The following is a 19061-nucleotide window of genomic DNA, read 5'->3' as shown; positions in this document are numbered from 1 at the left end:
AGACGCTAGGAAGCGAGGGAGAGGTTCCGCCCAACCCGAATCCAACAAACGGTTAACAGCACACCGCCGAATGGCGAATCGGGCCGTGAACGCGCCGGAATCCAGCCTGGTTCACGGCTTCGCCACGTGTCGTTCACCGGGTGTCAAGCAGACCGTCAAGACGAATGACGGGCCGCGCCCTAACGTCCCTGACGTGGTCAAGCTCTCCGTCATCGTGCCGTTCTACAACGTGCAGCAATACGCGCCCGACACGCTCAGGAGCCTCAGGTCGAACGCGCGTGAGGACTTCGAATTCATTCTCGTCGACGACTGTTCCCGCGACGGGACGCCAGAGATTCTCGCGCGCGCGGAGCGCGAGTTGCCGGGCGCGGTGCTCGTCCGGCACGAGCAGAACGGAGGGCTGGCGACCGCGCGCAACACCGGGATCGACCGGGCGCGCGGCGAGTACCTGACCTTCCTGGACGGCGACGACTGGCTCGCCCCCGGCTACCTCCCGCGGCTGCTCGCCGCCGCCGAGGAGCTGGGCTGCGACTTCCTGCGCACCGACCATGTGCAGTGCACGGCGCGCTCGCGCAGTGTGCACCGGGTGCCGGTGGGCCGGCGGAACACGGTGCTGGACCCGCGCGGGGCGATCCTGCCCGCCGACCGGTCCACCTCGGTGGACTACGCGTACGCGTGGGCCGGCATCTACCACCGCCGGCTGCTGGACCGGGGGGTGCTGCACTTCACCGACGGGCTGCGCACGGCCGAGGACCGGCCGTGGATCTGGAAGCTGCACCGGGAGGCGGAGTCCTTCGCCGCGGTGAGCCTGCTCGGCGTGTTCTACCGGCGCGGGGTCGCCTCCTCGCTCACCCAGATCGGTGATGTGCGGCAGCTGGACTTCATCCGGGCGTTCGACCAGGTCGTCGCGGAGACCGCCGCCGACCGGGACGCCGGGGTGCTGCTGCCGAAGGCCGTCCGCACCTACTGCGCGATCATCTCCCATCATCTGGGATCCATCGAAAGGTTCGAGCCGGCGGTGGCGAGGAAACTGAAATCCCTGAGTGCCGCGGCCCTGCGGCGCATGCCGCAGGACGTGCTGGACGAGGCACTGGACTCCATGGACCTCCAGCGCGCCACCCGGCTGCGCCGGCTGCGCCGCCGTCCCGCCGCCACGGGGGCCGCCGCGTGACGACCCAGATCTTCCAGGCGTCGACGCTGTACGGCACGGCCACGCTCGCCGCCGCCCTGGACTCCGGCTGCTTCCGCCCCGCCGACCGGCGGATCCTGCTGGTCTGCAACAACGCGGCCACGCCCGAGACCACGCCCTCGCTGGACGGGATGCCGGGCTTCGAGCGGCTGCGCGACCGGTTCGACGACGTGGTGTCGTACAACGAGGCCGTCTTCCCGTTCCACCCCGGCGGCTGGTCGCCCCGCGGAGACGACCTGCCGCTGTGGGAGCGGTACTTGCGGCACGAGTGGGCCCTCGGCGCCGACGACGTCGAGCTGGCCGTCGAGTCGATCCAGGTGAACCCGTCGCTCGCGCTCGCCCAGATCTTCACCGGCGCTCCGGTCACCGTCTACGCCGACGGCCTGATGAGCTACGGCCCCACCCGCAACAAGATCGATCCGCTGGTCGGCACCCGCGTGGACCGGGTCCTCCACCTGGACCTGGTGCCGGGTCTGGAGCCGCTGCTGCTCACCGAGTTCGGGGTGCCCGGCGAGATCGTGCCGACGCACGCCTTCACGAAGGTCCTCGCCTCACTCGCCCCGCTCGGCGACGAGCCGCCGGCCGTCGAGGAGCCCGCGCTGCTGCTCGGCCAGTACCTGTCCGCGCTGGACATCCTCACCCCCGAGCAGGAGGAGGACCTGTATGTGCGGATGCTGAGGGGCGCGGTCGCCCTCGGTCACACGAAGGTGGTGTTCAAGCCGCACCCGTCCGCGCCGGCCCGCTTCGCCCGCTCACTGGAGCGGGAGGCGGAGAAGCTGAAGGCCGAGCTGACCGTGCTGGACACGCCGGTGCTCGCGGAGGTGCTGTACCAGCGGATGCGTCCCGCGCTGGTCGTCGGCTGCTTCTCCACCGCCCTGCTCACCGCGTCCGCGCTGTACGGCCTGCCCGTCGCCCGGGTGGGCACCGAGCTGCTGCTGGAGCGGCTGACGCCGTACGAGAACAGCAACCGCGTCCCGGTCACCCTCGTGGACGGGCTGCTGCCCGAGCTGACCGACCGGGCGGCCGTCACCGAGCAGCGGCGGGGCATGGACGTGGAGGCGCTGGGCGCGCTGGTGCGTGCGGTGGGCTTCGCGATGCAGCCGAGGATCCTGCCGGGGCTGCGCGGGGAGGCCGAGGCGTGGCTGGCGGAGAACCTGAACGACCGCACCCAGCGCTACTTCAAGCGCCGGCGGCTGACGTCGCTGGCGCTGCCCGGCGGGGTGCCGGCCCAGCTGGGGTTCATCCCGCGCAACGCGACGGTCCGCCGGGTGGCGCGCAAGGCGCGCAGCCTGCGCAGGGCGGTGCGGGGCTGAGTGGGCCTCACGGCGGGGCGGCCCGGGTCCGGGGCCGCCCCGCCGGGCATGGTCGCGCCCGGTGGCCGGCGGCCGTGTCCTGTGTTTCTCCGAAGCGGGGGACGGTCGGAGAAATCGGAAAGAGAAAAGGAATCGCAGGTGAACGGGCAGGGGTGGACGGGTGAATTGTCGGCTCGCCGGCCATGCCATTTCCTGCATTTACGCAGGTGGCGCGGGAACAGCCGTTCCGCGCAATGACTTTCACACAATACGGCGAGATGATCGACGCCACTTCGGGTAGGCACCGGGCACCATGTCTGCTTCCTCCCCTCCTCTTGCCGCCGTGCCCGCTCCCCTCATCCGCGGGACGGCCATCGAGCGCCGGGGCCGCCTGCTCGCCCTGGACGGCCTGCGGCTCGTGGCCGCGCTGATGGTCTGCCTCTACCACTACGCCGGACGCGGCGGCCCGGTCTCCACCTCCTGGCACCAGACCCCGGCCACGGTCTTCCCGTCCCTGTCCCAGGCGGCCGTCTACGGCTGTCTGGGGGTGCAGTTCTTCTTCGTCATCAGCGGCTTCGTCATCTGCATGAGCAGTTGGGGCCGTACCCTGGGCGACTTCTTCCGCTCCCGGGTGGCCCGCCTCTACCCCGCCTACTGGGTCGCCCTGGTGCTGGTCACCGCGGCGGCCGTCGCCCTGCCCGCGGTCGTCCACCCGGTCCGCCCCGACGAGTTCCTGGTCAACCTGACGATGCTGCAACAGCCCATGGGCGCCACCCGGGTGCTGGGGGTGTGCTGGACGCTCTGGGTGGAGGTCCGCTTCTACGCCCTGTTCGCCCTGTGCGTCGTCCTGTGGGGTGTCACCTACCGCCGGGTGGTCCTCTTCTGCTGCGTGTGGACGCTGGCGGCGGTGGTGTGCCGCACCTCCGGCAACGCCCTCACCGACCAGCTGGTCATGCCCGAGTACGCGCCCTTCTTCGTCGGCGGCCTGGCCCTGTACCTGATCCACCGCTTCGGCAGTGACCTGCTGCTGTGGGGCATCGTCGCGGTGTCCTGGCTGCTCGGGCAGAGCACCGCCACACAGGCCCTGTGGCACGCGGGCGCGCGGGGCGACTTCCACCGCGACCCGTACGTCATCATCGCCGTCGTCACCCTCGCCTTCGCCGCCGTGGCCGCGGTCGCGGTGGGCTGGACCCGCTGGGCCTCCTGGCCCTGGCTGGCCACGGCCGGCGCGCTGACGTACCCGTTCTACCTGGTGCACGAGCACCTGGGCTGGTTCGTCATCCGGGTCCTGCACCGGGGGCTCGGCCTGCCGCCGTGGCCCACGCTGGCCGCGACCGTGCTCGGCATGCTGCTGCTGGCCGGGCTGATCCACCGGTACGCGGAGAAACGGTTCGGCCCCCGTCTGAAGAGGGCCCTGAAGACGGCGCGTACGCCGGGGAGGTCCGCCCTCAGCTGATCCCGTACCGCGCCCCGACGCCGGCGACCACGACCGCCAGCCCCTCCTCGAACTGCCGGTCGTAGTCGTCGAAGAGCAGCGTGCCGGCCTCGGCGGCGAGCGGGAAGCCGGCCAGGCGGCGAGCGCGTTCCTCCACGTCGAACCCCTCCCGGTGCTCACCGCCGTGGGGGCGCACGCCCTGCTCCTCGGTGACGAAGCCGAGGGTGTACATGGTCGCCGTCCGGCCCGCGTCGACGGCCTGGGCGAGCGTGAACCCCGCCGCTGTCAGCAGCCGCAGGTTCGCCTCCAGGGCGGGCGCGTGGTCCGTGCCCGTGAAGCGCGAGCCGCTGAAGACCTTGGCGCCGTCGCGGTAGCCGAGCAGAGCGGCCCGCAGTCCGCGGTTGGTCTTCAGCAGCCGTTCCTGCCAGGTGTCGGCGGGGTCGAGCGCCGCGCCGGCGAGCATCCGCCGGTACATCTCGGTCGCCATCTCGTCCAGCAGCGCCTGCTTGTCCTTGAAGTGCCAGTAGAGGGCGGGCGCCTTGACGCCCAGCTCCCTGGCGATGGCGCGCAGGGTCAGTCCCTCCAGGCCGGCCTCGTTCAGCAGCCGCAGCGCCGTGTCGGCGACCCGCTTGCGGTCCAGCGGCGCCCTTCGTTCCGTGCTCACGCCGACAGCTTGACACCTTAACGCCGTTAAGGAGATGCTCGGGAGCGACAGGACTTAACAACGTTAAGGGGAATTGTCATGGATGTTCTGATCGTGGGCGCCGGCCCCACGGGTCTCACCCTCGGTATCGACCTGGCCCGGCGGGGCGTGGACGCCCTGGTGGTGGAGGGCGCCGACGGCCTCTTCCCCGGATCGCGCGGCAAGGGCCTCCAGCCGCGCACCCTGGAGATCTTCGACGACCTCGGGGTGGTGGACGCGGTCCTGGCGGCTAGCGGGCCCTACCCGCTCCGCATGGTGTGGAAGGACGGCGTGCGGCAGGGCGAGCAGTCGATGTTCGAGAAGGTGGAGGGGGACGAGGGCACGCCGTACCCCGATCCGCGGATGATTCCGCAGTGGCGGACGCAGGAGGTGCTGTACGCGCGGCTCACGGAACTGGGCGGGCGGGTCGCCTTCGGGCGGCAGGCGACGGCCCTGTCGCAGGACGCGGACGGCGTGACCGTGGAGTTCGCCGACGGTACGACGCTCCGCGCGCGGTACGTGGTCGCCGCCGACGGCGGACGCTCGGCGGTCCGGCGCGCCCTGGGCATCCGCCTGCGGGGCGAGACGGTCGACCCGGCGGCGTTCGTGGTGGCGGACCTGCGGCTGACGGGTCTGGACCGGGACCACTGGCACGCGTTCCCGGGGGAGGACGGCGACGCCCTCGGACTGTGCCCGCTGGCCGGCACGGAGGACTTCCAGCTCCAGGCGCGCCTCGCGCAGGACGCGGAACCCGACCTGTCCCCCGACGGCATCCGCGAACTGGTCGCCCGCTGCACGCACCTGACCGCCGAAGACGTGACGGAGGTGCGCTGGGCCTCCGGTTTCCGGCCGCGAGCCGCCCTGGCGGACCGGTTCCGCGCGGGCCGGGTCCTCCTCGCCGGCGACGCCGCGCACGTGCACTCGCCGGCCGGCGCCCAGGGCCTGAACACCAGCGTGCAGGACGCCTACAACCTCGGCTGGAAGCTGGACGCGGTCCTGCGGGGCGGCGCGCCGGACGCCCTGCTGGACACCTACGAGGAGGAGCGGCGGGCGAACGCGGCAGCCGTGCTGGAGCTGTCGACGGGCGTCCACCGGGGACGGGTGCGGCGCGGCAGGGCGACGGTGCAGCTCGGCCTCGGGTACCCGGAGTCCTCCCTGAGCGAGGAGACCCGCACGGTCACCGGCCCGGTGCGGGCGGGCGACCGCGCCCCCGACGGCACGGTGGGCCGGGTACGGCTCTTCGACGTGTTCCGGGGGCCGCACTGGACGGTGCTCGGCGCGACGGTGGCGGGCGTCCGCTCACTCCCGGCGGCCCCGGAGTCGTACGGCGAGGGCGTGTTCCTGATCCGCCCGGACGGTTACGTGGGCTGGGCGGGGGCGACGACAGCGGGACTGCGGGAGTACGCGGAACGAACGGGAGCCGTAGCGAGCCCTTGGGGCGAAACCCCCTGAGGGGCGCGCGGCCGGAGGCGGCGAGGCGTCACGCGCCGGCCAGCGACAGCTTCACCGCGAACCCCAGGAACAGCACCCCCGCCGCCGACGTGGCCGTCGCCGACAGCCGCTTGCGCCGGCGGAAGGCGGCCGCCAGCCGCGTGCCGCCGAATATCAGGGCGGTGAGGTACAGACAGCTGGCCGCCTGCGCCAGGGCGCCGAGGACGACGAAGGAGAGGGCCGGGTAGGCGTAGTCCGGGTCCACGAACTGCACGAAGAAGGCGACGAAGAACAGGATCGCCTTGGGGTTGAAGAGACTGACGACGAGGGCACGGCGGAAGGGCCGCTCGTCGGCGCCCTGGGCGGGCGCGGCGTCCTCGACGGCCCGCTCACGCCGGGTCCGCCACATCCGCCGGGCGCTGCGCAGCATCCCGACCGCCAGCCAGCTCAGGTATCCGGCGCCGGCGTACTTCACGATCCCGAAGAGCAGGGCGTTCCCCTGGAGCAGCGAGGCGACGCCGGCGGCGGACAGCGTCATCAGCACGGTGTCCCCGCACCACACGCCGGCGGCGGCGGTGTAACCGGCGCGCACACCGCGGCGGGCGGCCACGGAGAGGACGTAGAGGGAGTTGGGGCCGGGCAGCAGGACGATGAGGACCAGGCCCGCGAGGTAGGTGGGGAGATCGATGACGCCGAACATGGGAGGAGTGTCGCACGGGGGTCCTCGCGACGGTCACCGGCCTCAGAACACCTCCGACGGCTCGTACGCGCCCCACACCTCCCGCAGCGCGCCGCACACCTCCCCCACCGTCGCCCGCGCCCGCAGCGCCTCCTTCATCGGATACAGCACGTTGTCCTCCCCCCGCGCCGCCTTGCGCAACGCGTCCAGTGCCGCGTCCACCGCGCCCCGGTCCCGCCCGGCCCGCAGCTCGGCCAGGCGGCGCGCCTGGCGTTCCTCGATGGCCGGGTCCACGCGGAGCGGCTCGTACGGCTCCTCCTCGTCCAGCCGGAAGCGGTTGACGCCCACCACGACCCGGTCCCCGGCGTCCGTCTCCCGTGCGATCCGGTAGGCGTTCCGCTCGATCTCGCCCTTCTGGAAACCCCGCTCGATCGCCGCGACCGCCCCGCCCAGGTCCTCCACCCTGCGCATGAGGCCGGCCGCGGCCTCCTCCACCTCGTCCGTCATCCGCTCGACCGCGTAGGAGCCGGCGAAGGGGTCCACGGTCGCCGTGACGTCGGTCTCGTGCGCGAGCACCTGCTGCGTGCGCAGCGCCAGCCGCGCGCTCTTGTCCGTCGGCAGCGCGATGGCCTCGTCGAAGGAGTTGGTGTGCAGGGACTGGGTGCCGCCGAGGACCGCTGCCAGGGCCTGGACGGCGACCCGGACCAGGTTCACCTCCGGCTGCTGTGCCGTCAGCTGCACGCCCGCCGTCTGGGTGTGGAAGCGGAGCATCAGCGACCTGGGGTCGCGGGCGCCGAACTCCTCCCGCATCACCCGCGCCCAGATCCTGCGGGCGGCGCGGAACTTGGCGACCTCCTCCAGCAGGGTCGTACGGGCCACGAAGAAGAACGACAGGCGGGGCGCGAAGTCGTCCACGTCCATCCCCGCCGCCACCGCCGTACGGACGTACTCGATGCCGTCGGCGAGGGTGAAGGCGATCTCCTGGACGGGCGACGCGCCCGCCTCGGCCATGTGGTAGCCCGAGATGGAGATCGTGTTCCACTTCGGGATCTCGGCGGTGCAGTACCGGAAGATGTCCGCGGTCAGCCGCAGGGAGGGCTTGGGCGGGAAGATGTACGTGCCCCGGGCGATGTACTCCTTCAGCACGTCGTTCTGGATGGTGCCGGTCAGCCGGTCCGCCGGTACGCCCTGTTCCTCCGCGACCAGCTGGTACAGCAGGAGCAGGAGGGCAGCGGGCGCGTTGATCGTCATGGACGTCGAGACCCGGTCCAGCGGGATGCCGTCGAACAGCACCCGCATGTCCTCGACCGAGTCGATCGCCACGCCCACCTTGCCGACCTCGCCGTGCGCGAGGGGCGCGTCGGAGTCGTGGCCCATCTGGGTGGGGAGGTCGAAGGCGACGGACAGGCCGGTGGTGCCGTGCGCGATGAGCCGGCGGTAGCGGGCGTTGGACTCCGCCGCCGTGCCGAAGCCCGCGTACTGGCGCATGGTCCAGGGCCGGCCGGTGTACATGGTCGGGTACACCCCGCGCGTGAACGGGTACGCGCCCGGCTCTCCGAGCTTGCGGTCCGGGTCCCAGCCGGTCAGGTCGGCCGGCCCGTAGACCGGCTCGATGGGCAGGCCCGACTCCGACCGGCGTGCCGACTCCTGTGCCATGACTGCCTCCGCCGTACGACCGACTCCGCTGTTCCCGGCTCTCCTCACCATGCCCCGTAGTTCGGCGCCGGTCACGCGGGGGAAGCATCCGGGCATGAGGATCGCGGGGAGAACCGCCGTACTGCTGCTCGCCTCGGCCGTCACGCTCGCCGCGCTCTGCGGGTGCACCGTGCGGCCGGCCGGCCCCGACGGCAAGCGCGGCCTGCCGGTGCGGGTCCAGGCGCCGGGCAGCACCGGCACCGCCCGGCCGGCACCGGCCGCCCCGCCGGCGACGTCCGCGGTCCCCGCGCCGCGGGTGCTGTGGTCACGCGGGGACAGCGGGCCCGCCGTACGGGAACTCCAGGCGCGGCTGCGCCAGCTGGCCTGGCTGACCGTCGCGCCGACCGGGTCGTACGGCGAGCTGACCGAGCGGGCGGTCCGGGGCTTCCAGGGCAGGCGAGGGCTCCCGCGGACCGGCGCGGCCGACGCCGTCACCTGGCAGCGGCTGGTGACGATGACGCGTACGCCGGACAAGTGGGAGCTGTACGTGATGGGCGGCCAGCCGGCCGACGCGCCCGATGCACGCTGTCTGACCGGGCGGGTGCTGTGCATCAGCAAGAGCAGCCGGACGCTGCGCTGGATGGTCGACGGACGGACCCTGTCCACGATGGCGGTGCGCTTCGGCGCGCAGTACACCCCGACCCGCGAGGGTGTGTTCCGCGTCTACTGGAAGTCACGGCACCATGTGTCGACCCTCTATGACGCGCCGATGCCGTACGCAATGTTCTTCAGTGGCGGCCAGGCGGTGCACTACTCGTACGACTTCGCGGCGCGCGGGTACGCGGGCGGTTCGCACGGCTGTGTGAACGTGCGGGACGAGACGGCGATCGCCCGGCTGTTCGCCCAGGTGAGGGTCGGCGACAAGGTCGTCGTCCACTGGTGAGGTCGCGGGGGGAGCGGGTGCGCTCGCGGTGGGCTCTGCGGGGCGCGGGCGGGACCGGGGGAACGTGTCCCGCCCGCGCCAGGTGCACGAGCCGCGGGTACGGGGGGAACCCCGGCTCAGTGCTACGGCCGATGACCAGTCGGCTCACTCATTACTGCGTCACGGGCTCCAGAAACGTCACACCTCGCGCCGAAAATTTTTGGGCGACTTCAAAACCGCAGGTCACACGGGGTGTCGCCGGTGATGCTGCCGGTCAGTGCGCGGGGTGGGCCGCGGACGGCGACGGGGCCGCGAGGGCGCCTGCCGGTGCGCCGGAGTGCGCCGGGGCGGAAGCCGAGGACGCCGAGGAAGCGGAGGCAGGGGTGGCGGCGGAGGCGGGGGCTGCGCCGTCGCGGTGCCGGCCGCCGCCCTTGCCGCCGCCCTTGCCGCCGCCCGTACCACCGTCCTTGCCGCCGCCCTTGCCGCTGCCGGGGTGGGAGCCGGAGCCGACGGACCCGTGGCCGCCCTTGCCCTTGCCCCGCCCCGTGCCGGCGTGCCCGTGGCCGTGTCCGCGCCCGTGACCGCCCCCGTCGTGGTCCCCGCCCTTGTCCCCGTCCTGGTCGCCGCCCTTGTCCTTGCCCCCGCCCTTGTCCTGGCCCTTGCCCTGGTCCCTGCCCTGTCCGCCGCCGGTGGCGCCCCCGGCCTTGCCGCCCGTGCCGCCGTTCTCCTTGCCGGAGCCGGAGTCACCGGGGGCCAGCAGGACCTTGCAATAGGTGGTCACGCGGGTGGAGCCGCCCGCCAGGTGCTCCAGCGCGCGCCGGCGGCCGGCGTCCAGCTCCTTGCCGTCCCGCAGGGCACGGCAGGCGGAGGCGGCACCGGCCCAGCCGGTGCCGGACGTCGCGGAGGGGGTTGCGGAGCCGGGGGCGGTGGTACGGCCCTTGCCGTGGTCCGCGCCGGAGGCCTCTTCGTCGGTGCCGCCGCGGCGACCGTCCGGGCCGCCGTCCGACGGACCGGTGCCCGTCCCCTGCCCCGGTGTGGCCGGCGCGGAGCCGGAGCCGAGCGACTGTCCGGTGGACGTGCCGGCGGGGACCGAGGCGGTGGGGCGGGAGGGCTCGTCGTCGAACGGCGTGGGCAGCACCCCGGTGCCCGCGGCCATGGCGGCACCGCCGAGCGTGCCCACGGCCGCCGCGGCGGCGAGCGCCAGGCGCACCGGGCGGGCCCAGCGGGGGCGCCCGACGCGGATTCCGGTACGGGCCCGGGCGGCGATGCGGACCAGACCGGCGTCGGTGCCGGGTGCCGGGGTGCGGTCGGCGGCGGGGGTGTGGGCCGCTGCGGTGCGCTCCGTGTCGGCGGCCTCGCGGGCCTTGCGGAACGCGGCCAGGGCGGCCTGTTCGCCGGGGAGTTCACCGGGTGCGGGGGCCGCCTCCGCGGACAGCGCGCCGAGCGCCTGGGAGAGGCGTTCTGCCTGGTCACGAGCGGAGGCGTCGACGGCTTCCAGTGACTCACCGCGCAACAGGCGTTCCGCCGTCTCCCGGTTCAGCCACTTGTACTGCTCGTCGGCCATCACATGTCCTTCTGCGTCCGCGCACGCGTATGCGTCACAGTTGCGGACGTCACCGCACGGCGGCGCGGTTCTCTCTGCGGCGGGAGTGCGTCGAGTCCGCCCGCGGATTCCGGATCGTCCCCGATCAGCTCCGCGAGCCGCTTCAGACCTCGATGCGCGGCGGTACGGACGGCGCCCGCGCGTTTGCCGAGGGTCTCGGCGGCGGTCTTGGCGTCCAGGCCGACCACCACCCGAAGGACGACCGCCTCGGCCTGGTCCTGCGGGAGCCGGGCGATCAGGGAGAGGGTGCTGTCGGTGGCCAGGGCCTCGATGGCCTCGCCCGCCGTGTCGGACTCGGCGGCCCGGCCGGTCAGCTCCGTCTCGTCACCGCCTATCGCGGGACGGCGACCGCGCATGCGTATGTGGTCCAGGGCGCGGTTGCGGGCGATCCGGGCGGCCCAGCCGCGGAACCGGTCGGCGTCACCGCTGAACCGGTCCAGGTCGCGGGCGATCTGCAGCCAGGCCTCGGACGCGACGTCCTCGGCGTCCGCCTCACCGACCAGCGTGCGGACGTATCCGAGCAGCCGCGGGTGCACCGAGCGGTACACCGTACGGAACGCGGTCTCGTTCCCGTCCTGTGCCGCACGCACCGCGGCGGTCAGCTCCGCGTCGTCCCCCAGCACCGTACTCCCTTTACGCCTGTCTTCGGTCGGCGCGAAAGGCACGTTACGGCGTGAAAGCGGTGCTCGTCCATGTCTGTAGAAGATGCAACTAACTCGTGACCGGGTCCGGGTGTGCGCAGGGTGAGATCCGGTGGTGGCCGGGTGTGACAGAAACCGCACTCACGGCGCTGAAGAGAGTACGGGCCGCGCGCGGCCCGCCCGCGCGACGGCCGGGGCCTCTCCTGTGGGGGGTGGCGGCCCCGGCCGTTGCCTCGGGCGTCACGGCTTGCCGCCGGCCGGCTTGCGCTTCCCGCCGCCCCTGCTCTCGCTCCGGCCGTTGCCGGGCCCAGCCGTCTCCTTCGTGTTCCCGCTCTTCGCGCGGGCCGCCTGGGCGGTGCAGTAGGCCGCTACCGCGTCCGGACCGCCCGCCGCCGTGACGAGTCGCCGCCAGGCCGTCGAGTCCAGGGCGCCGCCGCGCTTCCCGGCCTGTGCGTAGGCGTGGCAGTGGGCCAGGGTGTCGCCGGCGGGGGCCGGGTGTGGGGGACGTCCGGAGGCGGACGATGCGGAGGAGGCGGCGGGCGAAGGCGTGTCCGCGTGTCGGGCTTCCGGGGGTGCGGGGTCCGCGGAGGTGGAGAGGGCGGACGGGACGGACGGGGCACTCGGCGAGGAGACGCGCGCGGGTCCGGGGGCGTGCCGGCCGTTGTCGTCCGGCCCGGACCGGGCCGAGCCGATCGCCGCGACGGCGGCTCCGCCCAGCGTGAGACTCGCCAGCGCCAGCGAGAGGGTGGTGCGCAGGGAGCGGCGGACGCGGCGGGGGCGGCCCGGCCGCCAGTCGTCCCGGGACCGGGTCCGGGCGTCGTGGGCGCCCGCCGCGCGGGCGGCCCGGAAGGCCGCCACGGCGCCGCGCTCGGCCACGGGGTCGACGCCGTCGGCGCGCAGCGCGGCTGCGAACCAGGTCTCCGGCTCCCAGGCCTCCGGGGACGTGCCGGTCTCCGGCTCCCACGCCTCCGCGAGCCTGTCGGCCGGCGCGGCCACGGTGCCGTCAGGGTGCCCGCGCCGACGGCCGGCCTGACCGCCGCCGCCGTGCCGTTCACCCATGCCCGTTCCCGTCCTCATCCGTCCCGCCCGGCCCTCCGCACACCGACTCACTCCTCACGCCCGCCCGTGCCCGTCCCCCCAGACCCGCGCATCCGGCGGCACGCTCCCCCCGCCGCCGGGCTCCGGGCTCCGGTGTACGCGGGTTCATACGTGCCGCGCCCGGTGGTGTTCATCCCGGCTCGCCGGGCGTCGGCATACCGGTGTCCGTCGCGCCGTCGGCGGTGGGGCCCAGTTGGCGGGCCAGGCGGCGCAGGCCCCGGTGCGCGGCGGTGCGGACGGCGCCGGGGCGTTTGCCGAGGACCCGGGCGGCGGCCGGGCCGTCGAGGCCGACGACCACCCGGAGCAGCACCGCCTCGGCCTGGTCCCGCGGCAGCGCCCGCACCAGTTCCAGCGCGCGTTCCGTGGAGAGCGTCTCCAGGGCCTGGTCGGGCGTGTTGTGCCGGCCGGGAAGTTCCAGCGCGTCCTGTTCCAGCCGCGTCGCCCGGGGACGGCTCCGCTGCCGGCGCAGATGGTCCAGCGCGCGGTGCCGGGCGATGGTCGCGGTCCAGCCGCGGAACCCGGCGCCGTCGCCCCGGAACCGCCCGAGGTCGCGGGCGATCTCCAGCCAGGTGTCGGAGGCGACGTCCTCCGCCTCCTCGCCGACCAGGCCCCGCAGATAGCCGAGCAGGCCGGGCTGCACGATCCGGTACGCCACCGCGAAGGCGGTCTCGTCACCCTCCTGGGCCCGCGCCACGGCCGCGCCCAGCTCCCCGTCCCGCGGCTGCGGGCGGCGGGGTACCCCTCCCTGGCCCAAGACCGTCCTCGTTCGTGCCGAGTTGCTGGCCACTGCGTGGCGCTTCCCTCACGGTGCGACACGCTCCGGCCGTGTCTCCGCCCTCCACGATCATCAGCGTCGGCCCCGACGGAAGTGTCACAGCCGGGGGGCGGCTCCGGGCGGCCCGCTCAGCCGGAGGCGGTCGCGTCCCGGCACAGCAGGCGCAGCGAGCCGTGGCCGCCGTAGCAGCGGCGGGCCTCGTCGATGGGGTCCCACAGCCGGCCGTCGGGCGTACGCAGCCAGTGCTCGCCGCCGGTCGCCCACCACTCGGCGCCGGTCTGCCGGGCGATCACCTCCCCGGCGTACGCGCCGAAGCCGCGCAGCACGCTCTCGACGGCCGCGTACGGCGGGCCCTCGCGGCGTATCTCCTGGATCATCCGGTCCACCCGCCACAGACTCTGCGCCGAGTAGTCGAGCCGCACCCGCGCGCCCTCGCGCATGGTCGCGACCGCGTCCGCCGCCCACCGCACGGGTTTCGCGGCGGCCTGCGGCCTGGTCTCCTGCCGTGCTGTCCCGTACCGGGCCGTCACATGAGCTGTCAGATCGGCTGTCACATAGGGGAGAGCGAGCGGGGGCGCCGTTCCGTCACTGGGTTCCGGAACGTTTCCCCAAACGTCCCGCCAACCGTCGCAGGACCACCCCACCCCCACCGCACGACGGTCACACGGCCGGGTCAGGCCCCCGGTTCCGCGGCGCTGCGGGCCCGGCGTGAGACCACGGCGCGCAGCACCCGGCGGCCCTCCACCGACACGTCCAGCGCCCGGCGCAGCCCCTGCGCGCCATGGCCCGCGAGGAGGTCCAGCACCGCGGACTGGCGGCGCAGCTCGGCGGCGACGAGCGGCGGCAGGTCCGCGGTGTCGCCCGCCCGCCCGGCCTCCGGATCGGCCGGCCCCGGACCACCGGCCGGGCCGGCCGATCCGGGGCGACCGCCGACGGGGGCCGGACCGTCGTCGGCGGCGGGGTCGAGGAGCCGGTGGACGCGGAGGGAGGCGACCGAGCAGGCGTCGGCCCAGGGCCGTAGCGCGTCGGCGGTGCGCTCGGCCGGGGCCGACTCCAGCATCCGGCGGGTGAGCCGCGCGGCCTCGTCGTCGGCGGGGTCGGCGGGGCCGAGCGCCTCCCGCACCCGGGACAGGTCCCCGGCCCAGTCGGAGCCGTCGGCGAGGCGCGCCCACAGCGGGCGCAGCAGCTCGTCGTCGCCGCCGAGCAGCGGCAGACACCGATCCAAACAAGCCAACCCGCCGGCGGCCAGTCCGCGTTCGTCGGCCTGCGCGATCTGTTCCACCAGGCTCATGAATGTCTCCCTCGCCAGGGCACCGACCGATACGGAGCCCGCACTTCCCCTTACTGCGTGCGACGGGGCGGGAGTGTCACAGTCAGGTGTTTTCAGCCAACCGCGGGGATCGGCAGCAGCTCGCCGGAGAGCACCTTGCGCTCCTGCATCCGGGTCAGCCGGACGACCACCACGACGGCGAGGACGGCGGACACGATGTCGAAGGCGTCGGAGAAGAGCATCACGTGCGCGGCCTGGCGCAGTTCCTCCGCCGTCTCGGCGTGCCGTGAGGTGGTGTCCGCGTACCGGCCCACGACGATGCCGACGATCCACAGCGTCCACCAGGCGTTGACCGGTGTGTGCCCGGACCGCGAGCCCCAGGGCGCGCTGGCGTCCCAGCTGTCCGCGACGATCCGGCGCGGGAACCACAGGTTCACGACCGGGCAGAACCAGGCGCCGATCGTCCAGCCGCGCTTCATGCTGTGCCGGGAGGCGTCGAACACCTCGGCGTTCACCCGGATCCGCCACAGCCAGCACAGGTAGACGACGGCCGTGGCCACCAGGGCCACGCCCTGCGAGACGCCGGCGGCGCTGTAGAGCGTGTCCGCGTGGTCCGCCCGGTCGATCACCCCGGCACCGGTGGCGCCGCCGGCGATGTCACCGGTGACGCTCGCCTCCAGCAGGTCGGCGTAGCAGGCGAACAGGTCGGTGGCGATGACCAGCCCGAACAGCACGGTGGTGGCCCGGCCGAGCGCGGCCGGCGAGCGCAGCCAGGCACCGGGCGGGGCGGGATACGGCGGCGCGGGCATGGGTGTGGTCATGAAGGAGGTCCCCCGAGTGAGATCTGAGACGGCGTACGGCTCTCCCCGAACCGGACGCGCGGACACCGGAACATACGATCGGACGCCATCGCGCGTCCACTCGGTTCTCGGCGCTCCCCGGGGGTCCTCGGGGTGCGCCGCGGTTCTCAGCCCAGCCGGTCCGCCAGCTTTTTGAAGTCCGCCCAGCTCAGCGCCGGTTTGCCCGGGTCCCACAGCTTTTGCACGGTGGCCCGCAGCGGCATCCGGATGCCCGCGGCGACCTGCGCCTCCGTCTGCGCGTGCGGGAAGTCGCACCAGACCGCGAACGACCCGCCGGGGATCTGCCCGTCGTAGCGGGCCGGAACGGCGGTCGTGCCGCGCAGCACCCGGGGTGTCCACTGCTCGTAGATCCGCTGCCCGGTCGGGTAGACGAAGGTCTGCGGCTGCCCGAGGACGTAGTAGAGGAACTCGTCGTTGTAGTTGAGGACCTTCCGCCCGGCGGCCAGGTACTCCGCCGGCGGCCGGGCGCCGATCTCCTTGCCGGTCCAGTAGGCCACCCGGATGTCCTGGTCGGGCTGGACGGAGGTGCCGCGGAAGAAGCCGTCGTTCCAGGCCCGGACGGTCCGGTCGTGGGCGCGGACGGTGGCGGCACGGTCGTTGAGCCAGCCGGTGGCCAGGTCGGCCACGGTCCCGCCGGAGCCGAAGCGCTGCCGGGCGGCGGCGGCCAGCTGCGGGTACGAGGCCTGCGGGTCCCGCACGGTGAGCGCCTGGTACTCGTCCCCGCCCAGGTGCCACTGGCTGCCGGGGAAGAGGCCGGCGTACTCGTTCAGCAGGTCGTCGACGATCTGCGCGGAGGCCGGCTTGGAGATGTCGACGGCGCCCCGGATGGCCGCCCCGTTGACGTTGCGCAGCTGCAGATCGGGGTGGGCGGCGATGACGGCGCCCAGGTGCCCCGGCGAGTCGATCTCGGGTACGACGGTGATGTGGCGGCTCTCGGCCAGCGCCACGATCCGCCGGACCTGCGCCTTGGTCAGGTGATCCTTGGAGACGATCTCCGGGTGGCTGGCGGACTCGATCCGGAAGGCCTGGTCGTCGGAGAAGTGCAGGCCCAGCTCGTTGTACTTCAGGTCCCCCAGCTCGCGTATCCGGTCCTCGATCCAGGACTCGCCGAACGGTTTGCGCGCGATGTCCAGCATGAAGCCGCGCACCGGCTTGGCCGGCTCGTCGCGGACGACGCCCTCCGGGGCCGTACCGCCCCCGTGGACCTCCTGCTTCAGGGTGCGGGTGCCGTAGAAGACGCCCGCCTCGCCGGGCCCGCTGATGTCGACCCGCCCGCCCCGGACGGTCATGGTGTACGACTCCTGGTTCCCGCCCCCGCCGCCGAGCGCGAGCCGTACGTCACCCGCCCGCACGTCGCTCTTCCGGCCCGCGTAGGTCAGCCCCAGCTCCCCGGCTATCAGCCGCCCCTCGTCGGCCAGCCCGGCGTCGTTCACCACGACCCGCCCGCCGTGCCGCGGCTTCCAGCCGGGGCCGCGCGCCGGGGTGTGGGAGCGGACCGCCGGTATCGTGCGCGGGGTCCGCGAGAGCGGATACGACCTGCTCGGGCTGGGGCTCGCCGCCGACGGCGTGCCGGGTTCCTCCGGGTCGGCGCCGGTCCCGGCCACCCTCCCGGACGACGACTGCCGCGCGCTGCCCCCGGGCGACCCGCCGCCGCCGTCCGACGAGGCCCACACGCCGACGCCCGTGCCGAGCGCGACCGTCCCGACGAACGCGGCGGTCACGACCGCCCGCTTCCGTATCACCTGCCGCGCCGAGTCCCGGCGCCTGTGCTGGGTCACCCTGCCAACGTACGACCGTTCCGCGGTTCGTCCGTCACCCAGGCGGTCCCAAACTCTCCCGTCCGAGTGAATTTCAGGTATCCCTCGGACACAGCGTGACCACTCTCGATAATCTGGCGACACACCTTTCACAGCATCCCCTGCCACACCACATGTGACGCGAGGACCCACGCTGCCCGCCCACCGTCTGCCGTATCTCCCCACACCTCTCGACGCCTTCAACACCGCCCGCGCCGACGAGGCCCGCACCCTTCTCCTGCACTGCCTGCGCAGCGTGCGCTGGGCCCACCGGCTGGCCGACCACCGGCCCTACCCCGACCTGGACGCCCTGCTGGCCGCGGCGGACGAGGCGGCGTACGACCTCTCCCCCGCCGATCTGGCCGAGGCCCTGGCCGGCGAGTCCCTGCCGGAACTGCCCGAGGGCACCTACTCGGCGGCCCACATGGCCCTCGGTGCCGCCCACGCGGCCTACGAGGCCAGATTCGGACACGCGTTCGTCATCTACCTGGGTGACGTGCCCCCGGACGAGGTCATCGACCACCTCCTGGAAGCGATCCGGTCACGATTGGCGAACGATCCGGAGGAAGAACGGGTGGTGGCGGCCGAAGAGGTGCGGCGCCTGGCGCGGGGACGACTGGTGGCCCTGCTGAGGGGTGCGGGAAGCTGCGCGAACAGCACAAACACCCCCGCACCGGGCAAATAACCCGACATTCCACCCCGGTAGCCGCACCGCGATAGCCCATCCGATGCCACTTTGATCACACCGGTAGGCCCCCCGTAAAGCACGGCGCGGCGCCTCGCTACGATGCAGAGGGCCGGTGGACCGTACCCGGCCGGGCCCGACCGACAGTGAAGCCGGCGCGGCCCTAGTCCCCGCTCCCGGAGGGTTCTTCCGTGCCGGCTGGAACGCTGTACCGCGGCCGGGAAGGAATGTGGTCCTGGGTGGCTCACCGAGTCACCGGCGTCCTCATTTTCTTCTTCCTGTTCGTTCATGTGCTGGACACCGCTCTCGTGCGTGTCTCCCCCGAGGACTACGACAAGGTCGTAGCCACGTACAAGACGCCGATCGTCGCGCTGCTGGAGTACGGCCTCGTCGCCGCCATCCTCTTCCACGCGCTCAACGGCCTGCGCGTCATCGCCGTCGACTTCTGGTCGAAGGGCCCGCGCTACCAGAAGCAGATGTTCTGGACCGTGATGGGTGTCTGGATCGTGCTGATGGCCGGGGCGATCTACCCGGTCCTCGGTCACGCCTACCGTGTCCTGTTTGGGAGCTGACGCCGATGTCCACGACTGAAACCGCGGCCTCCGGAGTCGGCCCCGTCGAGGGCGCCCCCGTCTACTCCGTCGACAACCCGGCCCCGCTGATCGAGGCCCCGCGCAAGCGCACCAAGAAGTCCCCGAAGTCGACCCGGGGCAACTTCGAGCTGGCGGCCTGGCTGTTCATGCGCCTGTCCGGCATCGTGCTGGTCGTCCTCGTGATCGGCCACCTGCTGATCCAGCTCGTGCTGGACGGCGGCGTCTCCAAGATCGGCTTCGCCTTCGTGGCGGGCCGCTGGGCGTCCCCGTTCTGGCAGGTCTGGGACCTGCTGATGCTGTGGCTGGCGATGCTGCACGGCGCCAACGGCCTGCGCACGGTCATCAACGACTACGCGGAGCGCCCGAACAGCCGGCTGTGGCTCAAGGGCCTGCTCTACACCGCCACGGTGTTCACCATCCTGCTGGGCACGCTGGTGATCTTCACCTTCGACCCGAACATCCGCTAGGCACGGGG

General features: G+C 73.3%; 19 protein-coding genes. 8 read left to right on the top strand and 11 right to left on the bottom strand.

Annotated elements, in window-relative coordinates:
- The first annotated feature begins 193 nt into the window (after positions 1–193).
- The 3 genes from ACZ7N4_RS09010 (at position 194) to ACZ7N4_RS09000 (ending at position 3937) form a co-directional block, all read left to right on the top strand.
- The gene (locus tag ACZ7N4_RS09010) at positions 194–1171 is read left to right on the top strand and encodes a glycosyltransferase family 2 protein (protein WP_471355438.1); all 978 of its coding nucleotides are present in this window, start codon (positions 194–196) and stop codon (positions 1169–1171) included.
- Positions 1168–2502, top strand: a complete 1335-nt coding sequence (locus tag ACZ7N4_RS09005) for an alpha-2,8-polysialyltransferase family protein (RefSeq protein WP_471355436.1) — start codon at positions 1168–1170, stop codon at positions 2500–2502. The genes ACZ7N4_RS09010 and ACZ7N4_RS09005 overlap by 4 nt, the downstream gene beginning before the upstream one ends.
- A 379-nt stretch (positions 2503–2881) precedes the next feature.
- Positions 2882–3937 carry an acyltransferase family protein gene (locus tag ACZ7N4_RS09000; protein WP_471356156.1) on the top strand — a complete coding sequence of 352 codons (1056 nt, stop codon included), beginning with the start codon at positions 2882–2884 and terminating at the stop codon, positions 3935–3937.
- Here the strand turns inward: ACZ7N4_RS09000 and ACZ7N4_RS08995 are convergent.
- The gene (locus ACZ7N4_RS08995) at positions 3930–4580 is read right to left on the bottom strand and encodes a TetR/AcrR family transcriptional regulator C-terminal domain-containing protein (protein ID WP_471355434.1); all 651 of its coding nucleotides are present in this window, start codon (positions 4578–4580) and stop codon (positions 3930–3932) included. The genes ACZ7N4_RS09000 and ACZ7N4_RS08995 overlap by 8 nt on opposite strands.
- Positions 4581–4658: 78 nt before the next feature.
- Between ACZ7N4_RS08995 and ACZ7N4_RS08990 the strand changes: the two genes are divergently transcribed.
- Positions 4659–6050, top strand: a complete 1392-nt coding sequence (locus tag ACZ7N4_RS08990; protein ID WP_471355431.1) for an FAD-dependent oxidoreductase — start codon at positions 4659–4661, stop codon at positions 6048–6050.
- Positions 6051–6078: 28 nt separating this feature from the next.
- Here the strand turns inward: ACZ7N4_RS08990 and leuE are convergent, their stop codons facing one another.
- Positions 6079–6729, bottom strand: a complete 651-nt coding sequence (gene leuE, locus ACZ7N4_RS08985) for a leucine efflux protein LeuE (RefSeq protein ID WP_471355428.1) — start codon at positions 6727–6729, stop codon at positions 6079–6081.
- 42 nt (positions 6730–6771) lie between these two features.
- Entirely contained in the window at positions 6772–8364 is a 1593-nt protein-coding gene (locus ACZ7N4_RS08980; protein ID WP_471355426.1) for an acyl-CoA mutase large subunit family protein, read from the bottom strand.
- A 94-nt stretch (positions 8365–8458) separates the two neighbouring features.
- Here ACZ7N4_RS08980 and ACZ7N4_RS08975 point away from each other — a divergent pair, with 94 nt between their 5' ends.
- Complete coding sequence (locus ACZ7N4_RS08975) at positions 8459–9286, top strand: L,D-transpeptidase family protein (protein WP_471355424.1); 828 nt, start codon at positions 8459–8461, stop codon at positions 9284–9286.
- Between the two features lie 253 nt (positions 9287–9539).
- Here ACZ7N4_RS08975 and ACZ7N4_RS08970 read toward each other — a convergent pair whose 3' ends face one another.
- The 8 genes from ACZ7N4_RS08970 to ACZ7N4_RS08935 all read right to left on the bottom strand — a co-directional run bounded on the left by ACZ7N4_RS08970 (position 9540) and on the right by ACZ7N4_RS08935 (position 17290).
- On the bottom strand, positions 9540–10829 hold the full coding sequence (locus tag ACZ7N4_RS08970; protein WP_471355421.1) for a hypothetical protein: 1290 nt from the start codon (positions 10827–10829) through the stop codon (positions 9540–9542).
- Positions 10829–11491, bottom strand: coding sequence for an RNA polymerase sigma factor (locus tag ACZ7N4_RS08965; protein ID WP_471355419.1), 663 nt, complete (start codon positions 11489–11491; stop codon positions 10829–10831). The genes ACZ7N4_RS08970 and ACZ7N4_RS08965 overlap by 1 nt, the downstream gene beginning before the upstream one ends.
- 258 nt (positions 11492–11749) lie before the next feature.
- Positions 11750–12568, bottom strand: a complete 819-nt coding sequence (locus ACZ7N4_RS08960; protein WP_471355416.1) for a hypothetical protein — start codon at positions 12566–12568, stop codon at positions 11750–11752.
- Between the two features lie 169 nt (positions 12569–12737).
- Positions 12738–13361, bottom strand: a complete 624-nt coding sequence (locus ACZ7N4_RS08955; RefSeq protein ID WP_471355414.1) for an RNA polymerase sigma factor — start codon at positions 13359–13361, stop codon at positions 12738–12740.
- A gap of 149 nt (positions 13362–13510) precedes the next feature.
- Entirely contained in the window at positions 13511–13852 is a 342-nt protein-coding gene (locus ACZ7N4_RS08950; RefSeq protein WP_471356153.1) for a hypothetical protein, read from the bottom strand.
- A 203-nt stretch (positions 13853–14055) separates the two neighbouring features.
- Positions 14056–14673: a hypothetical protein gene (locus tag ACZ7N4_RS08945; protein WP_471355411.1), complete on the bottom strand. Its 618-nt coding sequence runs from the start codon at positions 14671–14673 to the stop codon at positions 14056–14058.
- 92 nt (positions 14674–14765) lie between these two features.
- Positions 14766–15473 (bottom strand): DUF4328 domain-containing protein, encoded by a 708-nt coding sequence (locus tag ACZ7N4_RS08940; RefSeq protein WP_471355408.1) that lies wholly within the window; start codon positions 15471–15473, stop codon positions 14766–14768.
- A 146-nt stretch (positions 15474–15619) separates the two neighbouring features.
- Positions 15620–17290 (bottom strand): beta-N-acetylhexosaminidase, encoded by a 1671-nt coding sequence (locus ACZ7N4_RS08935; protein WP_471355406.1) that lies wholly within the window; start codon positions 17288–17290, stop codon positions 15620–15622.
- Positions 17291–17444: 154 nt separating this feature from the next.
- Here ACZ7N4_RS08935 and ACZ7N4_RS08930 point away from each other — a divergent pair, with 154 nt between their 5' ends.
- From ACZ7N4_RS08930 to ACZ7N4_RS08920, 3 genes are all read left to right on the top strand, one after another.
- Positions 17445–17993 carry a 2-oxo-4-hydroxy-4-carboxy-5-ureidoimidazoline decarboxylase gene (locus ACZ7N4_RS08930; RefSeq protein ID WP_471355403.1) on the top strand — a complete coding sequence of 183 codons (549 nt, stop codon included), beginning with the start codon at positions 17445–17447 and terminating at the stop codon, positions 17991–17993.
- A 191-nt stretch (positions 17994–18184) separates the two neighbouring features.
- The gene (gene sdhC / locus ACZ7N4_RS08925; protein WP_467926951.1) at positions 18185–18565 is read left to right on the top strand and encodes a succinate dehydrogenase, cytochrome b556 subunit; all 381 of its coding nucleotides are present in this window, start codon (positions 18185–18187) and stop codon (positions 18563–18565) included.
- A gap of 5 nt (positions 18566–18570) precedes the next feature.
- Entirely contained in the window at positions 18571–19053 is a 483-nt protein-coding gene (locus ACZ7N4_RS08920; protein ID WP_467926953.1) for a succinate dehydrogenase hydrophobic membrane anchor subunit, read from the top strand.
- The last annotated feature ends 8 nt before the right edge of the window (positions 19054–19061 follow it).

This window comes from Streptomyces sp. NPDC107654 (genome assembly GCF_055639035.1).
The sequence above is the reverse complement of the archived record's forward strand: the minus strand, read 5'-3'. Positions and strand labels throughout refer to the sequence as shown.

What these genes read in the sequence shown, in the direction of transcription:
- ACZ7N4_RS08990 (WP_471355431.1), top strand. Translation starts at nt 4,659, where the DNA reads ATGGATGTTCTGATCGTGGGCGCCGGCCCCACGGGTCTCACCCTCGGT.
- leuE (WP_471355428.1), bottom strand. Translation starts at nt 6,729, where the DNA reads ATGTTCGGCGTCATCGATCTCCCCACCTACCTCGCGGGCCTGGTCCTC.
- ACZ7N4_RS08980 (WP_471355426.1), bottom strand. Translation starts at nt 8,364, where the DNA reads ATGGCACAGGAGTCGGCACGCCGGTCGGAGTCGGGCCTGCCCATCGAG.
- ACZ7N4_RS08975 (WP_471355424.1), top strand. Translation starts at nt 8,459, where the DNA reads ATGAGGATCGCGGGGAGAACCGCCGTACTGCTGCTCGCCTCGGCCGTC.
- ACZ7N4_RS08970 (WP_471355421.1), bottom strand. Translation starts at nt 10,829, where the DNA reads ATGGCCGACGAGCAGTACAAGTGGCTGAACCGGGAGACGGCGGAACGC.
- ACZ7N4_RS08960 (WP_471355416.1), bottom strand. Translation starts at nt 12,568, where the DNA reads ATGGGTGAACGGCACGGCGGCGGCGGTCAGGCCGGCCGTCGGCGCGGG.
- ACZ7N4_RS08945 (WP_471355411.1), bottom strand. Translation starts at nt 14,673, where the DNA reads ATGAGCCTGGTGGAACAGATCGCGCAGGCCGACGAACGCGGACTGGCC.
- ACZ7N4_RS08940 (WP_471355408.1), bottom strand. Translation starts at nt 15,473, where the DNA reads ATGACCACACCCATGCCCGCGCCGCCGTATCCCGCCCCGCCCGGTGCC.
- ACZ7N4_RS08920 (WP_467926953.1), top strand. Translation starts at nt 18,571, where the DNA reads ATGTCCACGACTGAAACCGCGGCCTCCGGAGTCGGCCCCGTCGAGGGC.